We start from the raw sequence: 14493 nt of genomic DNA on the forward strand, positions 1-14493 counted from the left end.
GCCACAAGGTCTAGGAATAGGCGTATCCTGGCTCTAATTGGTCCTGAAAGTAGAATAAGCAGTTCTTTCTGACGCGATAGTTTCAAATAGCTCTTGCAATCTTTTATGGCCTGCCACGCATTGATCAAAAATGGATACTCCAGAAAGTTCCCCCATCAAATCCTCTAAAGACTTTTTAAATTTTAATTGCTCATCTTTTGCTAAGGGTTCAATAACAAAAATTTTTCTTAATGAAATTCCGTTGTTATCAGCAATCTTAAATGCAAGTTGTTGCATTTTTCTATAGGTTTCGAGACATCTATCTCCAACGAAGGTATTACAAATTCCGTCTTGGTGTTCGATGTATTTCACTAATACCAGATCTTCATCAGCAAGAACATGCTTAATCGTGCTCTTTACTTGGGATAATTGAGTTCCTTGCAATTGCAAAGGCCGGTTGAAATGATCAGAAAGCTTATTCTTTGAGGCTTTGATATCACGTTCGGGATCGATATCTATCCATTTTAAAGTAGATATAATCACTGCTGCAGGACAGTGTAAATATTCTTCTGGAATAAGACCTTCTTCATCGATAATTTCTAATGAAGCTCCGAGTTCAATAAGACGTGTCGCTAAATCATACCGCCCAAGGATGATCGCGTAATGTAAAGCAGTTTTTCCTGTCATATCTTGATAATTTAAATCAAGGCGATGTTTATAAAGCTCAATGAATTTAAGTGCGACAGAATGACTAGGAGGCAATAAACAGAGTAAAATTAATAGCGATTTTCTTCCAAATTCCTCTCCATCACAGAGATTAGGATTAATACGCTTAGGAATTAAATCCATTAATTTCTCAAACGATGAATATAATTCATTGGCCAAAATAAGATGTAAAAAAGGATTATCTTTTCTCCATAGCGCATTAGGACTAAATAGATTCTCTTTCATGAAAGACAATAATTTTTTATCAGGAAGAGAGAGAAACGCTAAAGAGCTGAATTTGGGATTAGTGTAATAATAAGTCATACTTTATCTTTAGTGAGCAAATACCCTATGATATCGTCCTCACATTAAGAAAAGATTAAGTACAGCTCACAACATCCTTATCTTGTTTCTAAATCGGCTGGCCTTATTCCGATTAAACCAATCAGTTCTCGCATCGCAATAAAAAACAGGGGGTAATCAACACTACCACTCGCATGGAGTTGTTCTAACAGCCTATTCCAGCGCCCTAACATTCGCTCATTATGCTTCATCCATTTTTGGATGAGGGTAGGAACATCATCGGCTTTGTTTTTATCTGATTTCAATATTGATTCAGAAAGTGCTCGCTGGGCAAAATCTAATTCATCACGAATTGCTAGGCGCGATAAATTGTTCCAATGCCCTTCGCGAGAATCGCGTGCGATCTGGTCTCGGAACCAAAGCAAATTAAATTGTTCGCCAATTAAGAAATATACTTCTGCTGTTCTGATCAAATCAAAACGATTTTGCGTTGCCACTTCGATAATGTTTAGACCTGAATAAATAGCTCGATAAGTAGCAATGCGCTTCGCGGTTTCTGTAGGCAGTCCGGCCACTGTAAACTGCTGAGTAAGCGTTTCATAATATTGTTTGGTTGCGCCCCCCATTAAAGAAGGCGTTACTTTTTCAATGATTTTTATTTGCTTAGAAAAATAGTTCACCAGCGTACTCAAATCTTCCTTGAGATGATTAGTGTTTAGAAACCATCGCGTAGCTAAGTTAAGGAAATTGCGGATATTGTAGAGCATGTTATATTGCTCGTTCATTTGAATTTTAAAGTCTAGCGATAGAACGAGTTTTTGTACTTCGCGTGTTTCAAAAATAAAGGTAGTAATCATATAAGCACGAACGATTTCACTCACTGTCGCACTATTTTCCATTTGTAGCCGATAAATGAAGGTAATCCCCATTTCATTGACCACTTGATTACTTAATTGAGTGGCAATGATTTCTCGATGCAAACGATGCTCTTTCATTGCTGATTTATACTTTGACACAATAGAAGCGGGAAATGCCGTTTCAACCAATTGCTTAAAAATAGGCTCTTCGGGTAAAGATGAATTTAAGATTTCATTTTTAATATAAATTTTACTATAGGCTACTAAAACAGCTAGCTCAGGTCGAGTTAATCCTTCATCGATCGATTTTCGCTCTATCAGTTTTTTATCGTCAGGTAAAAATTCTAATTTTCGATCTAAAAGCCCCTGACTTTCTAATTCTTTAATGTACTGAATATATAAAGTACTATTGATTTTTGCTCGCTGGGCTGAATAACTAATTAACAAGGCTTGTTCATAATTATGATGCAATACCAGTTCAGCCACTTCATCGGCTACTTTCGCTAATAAGGTATTACGACTTTTTTCTGATAATTTTCCAGCCGCAACTTGGTGGTCTAATAAAATCTTTAAATTAACTTCGTGATCTGAAGTATCAACCCCTGCTGAATTGTCAATAAAATCAGTATTGATCAGCCCCCCGGTTAGTGCATACTCCACACGCCCCAACTGAGTAAAGCCCAAATTTCCGCCTTCAGCGACTACTTTGCATCGCAGCTCTTCACCGTTAACGCGACAGTAATCATTGCTGTGATCACCCACATCAATATTAGTTTCTGTGTTGGCTTTTACGTAAGTTCCTATACCACCATTAAATAAGAGTTGCACTGGCGCTTTAAGGATGGCACAGATGAGCTCATTGGGGTTGAGTGTGTTTGCGGTGACACCCAATAGTTTTTTTATTGCTGCACTCAGCGTAATCGATTTCAAACTACGGCTGAAAACGCCACCGCCTTGGGAAATTAATTTCGGATTGTAATCTTCCCAGCTTGAGTGGGCTAAGTTAAAAAGTCGGACACGCTCCTTGTAAGAAGTGGCAGGATTGGGGCTAGGATCAATAAAAATATGACGATGATCAAAAGCAGCCACTAATTGAATATGCTTAGAATACATCATCGCATTGCCAAACACATCGCCACTCATATCACCAATACCGACAACGGTGATATTAGCGCTGGTTGCATCAATATTTAATTCGTGGAAATGTCGTTTTACAGATTCCCAAGCCCCTCTCGCGGTAATGCCAATCTTTTTATGATCGTAGCCAGTGACGCCTCCTGAAGCAAACGCATCGCCAAGCCAGAAATGATAACTTTTGGAAATTTCATTGGCGATATCAGAAAATGCAGCCGTCCCCTTATCCGCTGCAACAACCAAATAAGGATCAAAATCATCATAGCAAATAACGTTCTTAGGATGCTGGAAATTTTTTCCTTTAATATTGTCCGTTAGATCTAATAAACCTGAAATAAATAACTTATAACAACGAATCACTTCTGCTTGAAGGACTTCGCGAGTGGGATTTATAAGTTGTTTTTTTAATATAAATCCACCTTTCGCACCGGAGGGAACGATAATCGCATTTTTCACCGTCTGTGCTTTCATTAATCCCAACACTTCTGTGCGAAAATCTTCTAAACGTTCCGACCACCGAAGACCACCGCGAGCAACTTTCGCGCTACGCAGATGAATCCCTTCAAATTGAGGCGAATAAACAAAAATTGCATATAAAGGGACAGGTAATGGAACCCCTGGTATCTCTTTCGAATAAAATTTTAAAGATAAATATTCTTTTGGTTTTTTATTGGTCGTTGACTGAAAATAATTGGTGCGCAATGTGGCGTTAACCAGAGCCAGAAATTGGCGTATGATCAAGTCTTCATCGAGGCTTGAAACCGATTCAAGCATTTGTAAAACCTGTTGTTTCATTTTATCGTTTTGGTTTTTCGATTTTTGATTGGGATCATGCATTTTTTTGAATAGTTCAACCAAAACCTTAGTAATATCTGCGTTATGAATGAGCGTTTTTTCAATATAAGCCTGCGTATAACGAAAATGAATTTGCTGAAGATATCTCGCATAGGCTCGCAAAACCATCACCTCATGCCAAGCGAGAGACGCACCTAAAACCAGCTTATTGAATCCATCATTTTCTGCGAAACCGAAATAAACCTGTATGAGCGCTTCCTTGAATAAGGTAGAGATCTTGTCAATTTCAAGTGTATCTTTTCCATAACAAACTGAAAAATCGAGAATCCAGATGGAGTGTTTGCCGCTTAAAGTTAATTCATGCGTTCCTTCACTGTAGGTACATAAACCCAAGTTTTCGAGCATGGGCAAGATGACTGAAAGCGGTTTTGGCTGCTCCCATAAAAATAAACGAACACTCAAGGGATAGGTTTGTCTAGTGGTGTAATAGAAATCGATTTCAATGGGGTTTTTTGCCGATAATTTTTCTATGTAAGGAAGATCATTGATGGCAGTCTCAATAGGATAGTCATCGATATAGCAATGCGGAAAGATATTTGCATAATTCTTAATAAGAGCAGAGGATTTTTTACCTTTATATAACTCAATAATTTTTTTTTGAAGCGTTTCTTTCCATGTCATCGCCATAATTTTCTGTCCTTTGGGTCGATTTAACTTCGTTTAAATCTTTAAGCTATTTGAATGCTTACTTAATCCCTACTCTCTTCTCTTTATCTGTTTGATCCTATACATTTATTTTAATGATGTAAACTGGAGCCTATTTATGATTATCTCATCTCCCTCTGATTATCGCAAAGCTGCAGAACGTAAATTACCTCGCTTCTTGTTCGATTATATCGATGGTGGCTCTTATAATGAACATACTTTACAGGCAAATACTACAGACCTGGAAAGAATTATCCTTCGGCAGCGCGTTCTAAAATCAATAGAACATTTGAGTCTAAAGACGGAATTATTTGGTCAGAAATTAGCAATGCCAATTATTTTAGGTCCTGTCGGGATAACAGGAATGTATGCTCGCCGCGGAGAAGTACAAGTCGCTAAAGCGGCTGCAAAACAGGGCATACCCTTTACGCTATCTACGCTATCGATTTGTCCGATAGAAGAAGTGGCCTCGCAAAGTCCGCAACCTATTTGGTTTCAACTTTATGTTCTCAAAGATCGTGGGTTTTTAAAAAATATGCTTGAGAGAGCCCAAGCAGCAGGCGCTCAAGCGCTGGTTTTCACCGCAGACATGCCTGTGCCGGGTGCTCGTTATCGTGATGCTCATTCTGGAATGTCAGGGCGTTTCTCAACAGGAAAACGATTTTTACAGGCACTAACAAAACCTTCTTGGGCTTATGATGTGGGTATTATGGGACGTCCGCATACGATGGGTAATGTTTCAAGATACTTCGGTCGGGCGATGACCTTGGTAAAATATATTGATTGGTTGACTAATAACTTCGACCCCACAATTAGCTGGAAGGATCTTGAATGGATACGTGATGTTTGGAAAGGACCAATGATTATCAAAGGAATTCTTGATCCCCAAGATGCAAAAGATGCCGTTCAATTTGGTGCCTCTGCCATCGTTGTCTCTAATCACGGCGGGCGACAATTGGACGGGGTGATGTCAACAACTAAAGCACTGCCTCTCATCGCCGATGCTGTAGGCAATGTTATCCCTCTTCTTGTTGATTCAGGCATACGTTCCGGGCTTGATGTCATAAGAATGCTGGCTCTTGGGGCGAAAGGCGTGCTGCTCGGGCGCTCGGTAGCCTATGCTTTGGCTACCGCAGGCCAAGCCGGTGTTGAAAATCTCTTAGATATTTTCGCTAAAGAAATGCAAATTACCATGACCTTAACGGGAGTCACTTCTATCGCCGAAATTAATCAAGATATTCTTGCTTAATGCAAATTAGTTTATTAGAGTTTTAACTCTTTTTTTGTCGTGCGAAAGGGATTGACGGCTAAACCACCTCTTCGCGAATAACGTCCGAAAACAGTCAATTCTTCAGGTTGACAAAAACGCATAACATCCATGAAGATTCTTTCGATACAATGCTCGGCAAATTCATTGTGATTTCGAAAGGAAACAAGATAACGTAATAATCCAGCATGATTTATTTTTTTCCCTGAATAAATAATCTGCACGCTAGCCCAATCAGGTTGATTTGTAACTAGGCAATTTGATTTGAGTAAATTTGAATAGAGCTTCTCATTAACCTGCGTTTTCTCCACCGTTAACAATGAAGGGGTAACGGTATAAATAGAGCAATCCACATCCAATTCGTCAAGGCATTTACCTTCAAAATAAAGAGTTTCTTCTCTACGAAATGGATTAATTTGAACAGCAACCCTAGCACCTATTTTTTCCTCTATATCGTATATTATTTGTCGCTGAACGGCCTGTAAACTAGAGAATTTGGTGTTGTTAAAAGAATTAAAATAAAGTTTCAATGACTTAGACTCAATAAGAAAGGGAGAATGACAGGAATAAATAATTTCAGCTAGAGCGAAAATAGGTTTTCCTTTTTCGTTTAACCATGAAACTTCATAATGATTCCAACTGTCATAGCCAAAGAAAGGCGGAGTAGATGAAATACTAAGCTCATCTCGCTGTGTTTTTCTTGAAATTGGAAATAATTTATTAGGATTATAATAAGGTTCATAGAACGTTTTTTTTCCCAATGAAGAATCGTTAACCTCTTTTATTTCAGCCATAATATCACCCTAATTCAATCAAATATCTGGCACTATACGATAAGAAAAAATCCATAAATACCGTATTAATACCCTATTGTTTTTCAATGATTACTAAGGTTTTTTTTTAGAATATCGTTTAACTTTATAATTAATTCAGTCTTATTCTGGCAATGCAATTTCGTTTTAAGATTTTCGATGTAATGCTCTACCGTTCGATAAGATAAATTAATTTGTTTGGCTATCTCTTTAGCCGTTTGCCCCCGAACTAAAAGTTGCGCGCACTGCCATTGTCGAGGAGTCAGATTTAAATTATTTGAAAAATACGCACTCTCCTCACCGCCTAATAAACCAATTCTAATCAGCGTAGAGAGAGTTTCGGCCAGTGGATTTTCTCCTAATACAATTGAACAACCGAATAAACCTATCAGTTTATTTTCTGCATTAAACCAAGGACATTTAAGGGAAAGAGTCCGCAAAATCCCATCCTGTTCAGCACAAATTTCTTCGTCAAAAATTTTGCGCTTAGCGAATTCCATGACTTCTTTATCATTAACGCGAATAGCGTCGCTGGTTTTTGCTAAACGCAGCCCAAAATACTTTTGGCCAATTGCCTGCGTTGGAGAATCAAATCCACAGAAGTCTGCATTGCGTTCATTCAATTGATAAATGACCCCTTCCGTATTTTCAAAATAAACACTACAGCGCCATTGCAATACTTCGCCAACGGTATGCCGGGTATCGAAATCAAACGATTCCTTTCTATAAGGGTTTGAACTGCTCAATTTGATACCCTGATTAAATCGGTAAATAGATAACTCTTTACTAACATCCAATTTTACTGCGCTCATTGTTTAATTAGTCAGCTATGATTTCTGGATAGTATTTTATCATATTAGCTCCACAGTGCTGAGAGCCCGCAAGATCTGCAAAATTGTATTATAATTAAGCAAAGGATTTCTAAGAAACCAGTCAAAGAAGATCATTCCAGGAGATTAACTATGAATAATTTTATTAATGAAGTCATTGAATGCCAAAAAGATCAGGAGGATTCAGCGATTGTTCAGGAACAATTTTCGATTCCAACGGATATCGTTTTAGATGGCATTGATATGATTGCAACAGTGCAAGCACCCGCCTAAGGTTAGATCATTTAATTAAAAAATGGATAACTATTTAGTTGAACCTAATCCTAATCAAACTGGTGCAGTAATCCTGCATCAGCTCTTTCGGGAGAAGCTCAAGAATAGTTTTATTGTTTTAATTCAAGAATGTGCCCGTGTTTTTCATCAATCTTTTCAACAGCAACTCGATTTTATAAATAATTTAATTGTCGCAAAAAAATTTTCATCACATATTTACTCTAACTATTATTCCTTATTGGCATTTATGGTCAAAAACGAGCGGCAAAGTTGCAAGAAATTATGTGAAGATTTATGTGCGCTCTTATCGAGAGAAGAGCTTTATGTGTCAGGGATTAATATTATTAATTTTCAAAATAGAGAATGGGAAATAAACTTTCTGAATGACATTTTAAACCAAGGGAATCAAGGGGTTTACAATTGTATTAGCGATGGTAATTTTGAGTTAAATAAATCTCATCTTTCTCAAGCATTAGAGCAGATCAAATTATCATCTAATGATATGTATTATGAAATTATGGACCATCTGAATTTAATAGAGTTGGTGGAGGGAGTTTTCCATATTTATTCGGGATCTAGTGTGAAATATTTAGGTGCATTACCCGTTGCACTACCACCTCAATCCATTAATCCAATTTATTACTATTTTGATGTTATTATCCATGAAGGATCTCATCAACATCTCAATATTTTAATGGGTTTGGATCCCATTGTCTTAAATAAAGCAGATCAAACATTTATTTCACCTGCGCGAAAAGTCCCACGGCCAATGAAGGGTATTTTTCATGCTCATTTTGTATTTTATCGGCTGATACTCATGTACAAAATGGCTTATAATTATTTTGATACTAGAGACAACAAAACTGAGCAAGAAAACAATCATCTTGATGACAGGCGAATTAAAGAATTACCCTGGGATTTCAATCTTCGCCTTTCTGCCTATCAACATAAATTTAAAGAAGGTGAAATTATTATTCGAGAGCATGCGCAGCTTACTGAAGCGGGATGGGAATTGTTTAATAACATGTCAAGAAATTTTAAAACTCAATTGGAATGAAATTTAAAATGAATATAAATCAACAAGAAAGAGCAATCATTCAGACCCTTCGTCAATTTTCTCCCCAACCTAGTTCCTTATTAGATGTAGGATGTGGTGAAGGAGCTGTCATCAAATACTGTCAAAAAAACTTAAAAATCGAGGTAATGGGAATTGATCAACATGAAGAAACCGTTGAGCAATTAATAACTAATGGAGTTAAGGCCAAGGTGGGTGATGCCAGGGTACTTCCTTTCTCGGATGAGCAATTTGAATGGGTTATTATTGCAAATGTATTACATCATATTCCCAATGCCAATAAAGCATTAAATGAATGTCTCAGAGTCGCCCAATTTGGCGTGATAGCGAGTGAGCTCTGGTATGACAGAAGCATTAAATTGCAGCAATACGGCCATGAAATAGATACCTGGTGTAAAACACTCCATCAAGCGCTGGGTTTCTATCATCGAAGATACCTTAATTCCGGAGAAATTATTGCTTTAATCCACAAAATAAATGTCGCATCCATCGACGTTCATTATGGCTTAAATTTAATTGAAACAACTATCGATTATTGGCTAAACGACCAACAAGATTATCTTGAACAACTGCCGAAAAATCATGTTTTGCTCTGGGAGTTAGAAAATTTAAAAGCAAAACTTAAAAATAAGCCTTTATGTGAGCCCGGTTGGTTGCAAGTTATCCTAAAAAAAGCAACTTAGCCCCACCCTGTTTGCTTATCCATTGGTTTTTTTTTATAAAAATAGCTTAATAACAATAATTGCATCAAAGTAATTACCCAGGCGAAAAAAATTGGCGATTCTTCAGGAATTGAAGCAACAATATAGACCGTAATAAAATTAGAAATAATATTTAAAGTTGCAAATAAGGAGGCAGCAACAAGTGCATTTTCTTTGATATTTTCATAGGAATAGGCCGTTAAATTAGGATACAAAATGGCTAAGCCAAAAGTAACAATAGCAAAAGGCACTACAATACCCGAGACAGAATATGGCGTTAAGTAACTACAAATTAAAAATAAAGCCATTCCAATCGAACTGATTATTAAACCAATTTTTACTACAAAATTTATATTGTATTTTTTTATCAAACCACTGTTACAAAACGCCCCTAAGCTGAACATAAATCCAATAAATGCTGCAAGCCAACCAAAAAAAGTTGCCGAAATTGCCAGATGATTTTGTAATAAAAAAGGACTTGCCACATTGTAGCTAACAATAATATTGACTATCAAAATTGAATAAACAGTTTGAGAAAAAAAATGTTTGTCCCTCAAGTATTCTTTAAGATGACTAATATAGGATTTTTGCAGCTCTGCGCCGCTTTTATTTTTGATTTTAGGGAAAAATAAAAAAGTTGCTATCATTAGTCCAAAAGAAATGACCAATAAAATAAGAAAATTACCTTTCCAACCATAAATATCTTGGACATATCCGCCAATAAACGGAGCGACAATTGGCACTAATGCCAAGGCAGACAATAAAAAAGAAAAGACTCTTATCGACGCTTTTTTCTCATATTGTTCCCTGATAATGACCATAATTATAAACACCGACCCTAAAGAGCAACCTACACCTTGAAGAACCCTTAAAATCAAAAAAATTGATATATTATCAATGAGAAAAATTAAGGCCGTAGCTAGGATAAAAATGAGATTATTGATCAGTAATAATTGTCGATAACTGATTTTTTTAATGAAATATCCCGAAAAAATAATTGCTAATCCCATACCTAACATAAAATAGGAATAGGTTAATTGAATGTGAGAATTATTAGTATGCATTGCAATTTTCATTGCCGGCATCGAGGCAAGGTACAAATAAATTGATAATTGTGTTAATAACGCATTCATTACAAACGTCAAAAAAACAATCCAATTAGATGGAGTCTTAAAGCGAGTCCGCATTATTTTCCTCTGCATGAGACAGATGAGATAGGTATTTGTGATAATCATCAATAAAATCATCGCTATTTTGATATTTCAATATAGCCATGTTTAGCGCAGGGATGAGATTCTGATCGGCAGGACTGACAGCGACCCCTAAACCAAGTCCATAAATCATCGGCTTACCTTGCGCTTCTAAAGCGCCGGATGAATGTTCTTGCCAATAGATTGCACTGGGATTATCAATTAAACCCACAGCAACCTTACCGTCATTCAAGGCTTGTATTAGGGCATCATCTCGATTAAAGACAACAAATTGGGAGTCATCAAGCCCCATCGCTTTAAGTTGTTCAGCAAAAACTTTATCCGCTAAACCAATTTTTTTATTGGCTAATGATTGCAAGGTGAATGGTTTTTCTTCAGGCTGTTTTACTGCAAGGAAACGGGTTTTACTGACTAAATAAGGCGCTGAGAAATTAAATCTTGCTGCACGCTCTGGTGTGATAATAATTGAACTAATTGCGAAATCTATTTTATTTGAGTCGATGGAATCAAGTAGCTCATTAAAGGGCATAGGATTAAATTGGCATTCATAACCCATGGTTTTACAAACATGCTCCATTAATGAGATATCGAATCCAAAGAATTGGTTATTCGCACCCAAGATAACGAAAGGAGGATCATAAAATGAAACGCCCACTTTCAAAACCTTAGCTTGAACCTGAAGAGATAATCCCACACACAAAAAAAGAAACGCAAGACGATAGATTCTCATTATTATTCCATTAAAGTTATTGTACATAGAATTTATTTTCGCTCTTGTACTTTTACTATATAGGGGAACTCGTTTCGCAGCTAGTGTTACAGATAATGACTCCCATTCTGGAGTAGAGAATTGGTTGGGCTTAAGCCTCAATCTACTTTAATCATAGATGCAAAAACTAAAATCGTGCTAGAATCCATCGCCTCTTTAGTGTTCTTAATTCTTCTTTTTAATTTATCGACTTAGGATTTTTATTGATGACATTCGTTATTGGCCAACGTTGGATAAGTAATGCCGAATCACAACTCGGCTTAGGTATTATTACAAGTGTCAATGGTCGGCATATTTGCCTTAGTTTCCCTGCCGCCGCTGAAGAACGAATCTATGCAGCAGTTAATGCTCCATTAAGTCGTATTATTTATCGAGAAGGCGATATTATTTTTACTCACGATCAACAACAAATTAAAGTGACTAAAGTAACAGAAGATCAAGGGATTATTGTCTATAGCGGCATTGACGAAGCTGAAAATGAAATAGAAATTGATGAGATCGATTTAGATTGTTTTATAAAATTAACCACACCGGAGCAACGGCTTTTTAGCGGTCAATTCGATAAGTTAAGTTCATTCAAATTGCGAGTGGATACCCTAGCTCATTTAAGCCGCCTGCAACAATCGAAAGCACGAGGCCTATTAGGCTCACGCACTAATCATCTACCACACCAAGTGTATATTGCTCATGAAGTTGCCCAACGCTATGCACCGCGTGTGTTACTTGCCGATGAAGTGGGGCTGGGTAAAACAATCGAAGCAGGCATGATTCTTCATTATCAACAGCAAATTGGCCGCGCGACTCGCGTACTCATTGTGGTTCCTAATACCCTCATTCATCAATGGTTAGTCGAAATGATGCGCCGTTTCAATTTAACGTTTGCCATCTTAGATCAAAGTCGTTACGAGCGACAAGACGATGACGATAGTCTTATTGAGGAAGATTTTGACCTTATTACAGAAACGGTCAAAGACAATCTTTTTGAAACTGAACAGCTTGTGCTCTGTAGCTTAAATTTTCTGATGGAAAATGAACAAGCACAACAACATGCGATTGATGCAAATTGGGATCTCTTAATCGTCGATGAAGCACATCATCTACATTGGTCAGAAAAAGCAGTCAGTCCTGAATACAAGCTCGTTGAACAATTAGCGGAGCATAGCAAAGGTTTATTACTACTCACAGCAACTCCAGAGCAAGTCGGGATTCAAAGCCATTTTGCACGCTTGCGTTTGCTAGATCCTGCAAGATTTTATGATTTTAATGAATTCAAAAAAGAAGAAACCAATTATCAGGCTCTCAATAAATTAGTACAGCAACTATTGTGTTATCAGGAAGCAAATCAAACTGATCAAATAAGTAGCGAATTAGAAACAGAAGTTAAAAAATACCTTGGAGAGCGTGGCTCTTCCAGCATCGATACGATTATTAATCAATTAGTTGATCAACATGGAACAGGTCGAGTACTGTTTCGCAATACGCGAACAGCAATTCATGGCTTCCCTAAACGAAAATTGCATGCCTATGCTTTGCCAAAACCAGCCATATATTCTACAGGAACAGAACTAGAATCAAACCTCTATCCTGAAACGACAGTTGCTCAAATAGAATGGCTAAAAAATGATCCTCGCGTGGTCTGGCTCATCGATAAGCTAACAGAGCTTCGTCCTCAGAAACTACTAATTATTTGCGCCAAAGTGGAAACAGCGATTGCCTTGGAGAATCATTTAAAATTATATGCCGGCATACGTAGTGCCTCTTTTCATGAAGGATTATCTATTATAGAGCGCGACCGTGCAGCCGCGTATTTTTCGGAGCAAGAACAAGGGGCACAAACGCTCATTTGCTCCGAAATAGGTAGCGAGGGAAGAAATTTTCAATTCTCTCATCACCTGGTTTTATTTGATTTACCACTAAATCCCGATTTACTAGAACAACGGATTGGTCGATTGGACCGCATTGGTCAACGCCATGACATTGAAATTCATGCCCCTTATCTACTTGGTACCGCCCAAGAAAAACTCTTTCGCTGGTATCATGAAGGTATAAACCTGTTTGAAAAAAGCTGTTCCGTTGGTTTTTCCATTTTCGAAGAATTTGAAAACCGACTTTTACCAGATCTTATCAAAGCCGATGGGGAAGAAACGATTAATCAACTTATCGTTGATACGAAAACCCGTACCAAACAAATTACAGAGGCTCTGCAGGAAGGCCGTGATCGTCTATTAGAATTAAACTCCTGTAAACAACCTGTCGCGAAAGAATTAATCGCCGACATTGAGTGTGAAGAAACTAGCTTAGAACTTGAAAATTACATGGCCGGCGTTTTTCAGGAATATGGTATTGAGCATGAATACCACTCAGAATCCTGCGAAATATTGCGCCCCACGGATCACATGAAAACCACTCATTTTCCAGGCTTAAAAGAAGATGGAGTGACAGTGACTTACTCGCGCTCAAAAGCCTTAATCCGTGAAGAGATGGAATTTTTAAGTTGGGAACATCCCATGGTCTCTGAATCCATGGAGATGATTATAGGTACTGAACTTGGCAATGCAACCATCTGCTCAATATCGCTCAAAGGTGTGATACCGGGTACCCTCTTGTTAGAAACCTTTTATACAATGAACTGTGCTGCCCCTAAACAACTGCAAATTGAACGCTTTTTACCTCTCTCTCCCATTAGGGTATTGGTTGATCTAACCGGCAAAAATTTATCAAAAACATTGAATTATGAGCAACTTAACAAGCTATGTGAACCCTTAAAGCTACATATGGGCCAAGCCATTATTAAACAAGTTCACCATGAAGTTGAAAAAATGTTAGTACACAGCTGTAAAATTGCGGAAGAACAAGCACCAGAAATCCTTGCGAATGCAAAAAAGTTAATGCGTGAAACCATTAAACCAGAGATTCAAAGGCTGCAAGCCCTACAACAAATTAATCCGTCTATTCGCAAAGAAGAAATTCTATTTTTCAAAAAACAGCTCGAAGATTGCGAGAGTTTTATAGATCTCTCTGCAATAAATCTTCAGGCAATAAGAGTTGTTGTCAGCAAGTAGATAAAACCAAGTGGC

Annotated in this window: 11 protein-coding genes; 5 read left to right on the top strand and 6 right to left on the bottom strand. The window is 37.4% G+C overall.

The genetic code is table 11. The features are described 5' to 3' along the window. Positions 1–33: 33 nt before the first annotated feature. The gene (locus tag Ldro_RS13915; RefSeq protein ID WP_058497033.1) at positions 34–1008 is read right to left on the bottom strand and encodes an ankyrin repeat domain-containing protein; all 975 of its coding nucleotides are present in this window, start codon (positions 1006–1008) and stop codon (positions 34–36) included. Positions 1009–1085: 77 nt separating this feature from the next. After that, positions 1086–4460 carry an NAD-glutamate dehydrogenase domain-containing protein gene (locus Ldro_RS13920; RefSeq protein ID WP_058497034.1) on the bottom strand — a complete coding sequence of 1125 codons (3375 nt, stop codon included), beginning with the start codon at positions 4458–4460 and terminating at the stop codon, positions 1086–1088. Between the two features lie 136 nt (positions 4461–4596). Here Ldro_RS13920 and lldD point away from each other — a divergent pair, with 136 nt between their 5' ends. Further along, a complete protein-coding gene (gene lldD, locus Ldro_RS13925; protein WP_058497035.1) occupies positions 4597–5727 on the top strand; it encodes an FMN-dependent L-lactate dehydrogenase LldD in 1131 nt (376 codons plus the stop codon). Between the two features lie 14 nt (positions 5728–5741). On the opposite strand, the gene queF is transcribed toward lldD, so the two are convergent. Beyond that, the gene (queF, locus tag Ldro_RS13930; protein ID WP_058497036.1) at positions 5742–6539 is read right to left on the bottom strand and encodes an NADPH-dependent 7-cyano-7-deazaguanine reductase QueF; all 798 of its coding nucleotides are present in this window, start codon (positions 6537–6539) and stop codon (positions 5742–5744) included. Positions 6540–6622: 83 nt separating this feature from the next. Beyond that, entirely contained in the window at positions 6623–7369 is a 747-nt protein-coding gene (locus Ldro_RS13935; protein WP_058497037.1) for a response regulator transcription factor, read from the bottom strand. 150 nt (positions 7370–7519) lie between these two features. On the opposite strand from Ldro_RS13935, the gene Ldro_RS16390 reads away from it, so the two are divergent. Genes Ldro_RS16390 through Ldro_RS13945 form a run of 3 tightly spaced genes read left to right on the top strand, consistent with a single transcriptional unit; the run spans position 7520 to position 9418 of the window. Beyond that, positions 7520–7660 carry a hypothetical protein gene (locus tag Ldro_RS16390; RefSeq protein ID WP_157066492.1) on the top strand — a complete coding sequence of 47 codons (141 nt, stop codon included), beginning with the start codon at positions 7520–7522 and terminating at the stop codon, positions 7658–7660. Between the two features lie 22 nt (positions 7661–7682). Next, positions 7683–8717 carry an aKG-HExxH-type peptide beta-hydroxylase gene (locus Ldro_RS13940; protein ID WP_058497038.1) on the top strand — a complete coding sequence of 345 codons (1035 nt, stop codon included), beginning with the start codon at positions 7683–7685 and terminating at the stop codon, positions 8715–8717. A gap of 8 nt (positions 8718–8725) precedes the next feature. Next, positions 8726–9418: a class I SAM-dependent methyltransferase gene (locus Ldro_RS13945; protein WP_058497039.1), complete on the top strand. Its 693-nt coding sequence runs from the start codon at positions 8726–8728 to the stop codon at positions 9416–9418. Here Ldro_RS13945 and Ldro_RS13950 read toward each other — a convergent pair. Continuing rightward, positions 9415–10581 carry an MFS transporter gene (locus Ldro_RS13950; RefSeq protein WP_162263981.1) on the bottom strand — a complete coding sequence of 389 codons (1167 nt, stop codon included), beginning with the start codon at positions 10579–10581 and terminating at the stop codon, positions 9415–9417. The genes Ldro_RS13945 and Ldro_RS13950 overlap by 4 nt on opposite strands. Before the next feature lie 25 nt (positions 10582–10606). Further along, complete coding sequence (locus tag Ldro_RS13955) at positions 10607–11377, bottom strand: transporter substrate-binding domain-containing protein (RefSeq protein ID WP_058497041.1); 771 nt, start codon at positions 11375–11377, stop codon at positions 10607–10609. Positions 11378–11622: 245 nt separating this feature from the next. Here Ldro_RS13955 and rapA point away from each other — a divergent pair, with 245 nt between their 5' ends. Beyond that, positions 11623–14478 carry an RNA polymerase-associated protein RapA gene (gene rapA, locus Ldro_RS13960; protein ID WP_058497042.1) on the top strand — a complete coding sequence of 952 codons (2856 nt, stop codon included), beginning with the start codon at positions 11623–11625 and terminating at the stop codon, positions 14476–14478. Positions 14479–14493 lie beyond the last annotated feature (15 nt).

It is taken from the genome of Legionella drozanskii LLAP-1, from assembly GCF_001467585.1.
GTDB lineage: Bacteria > Pseudomonadota > Gammaproteobacteria > Legionellales > Legionellaceae > Tatlockia > Tatlockia drozanskii.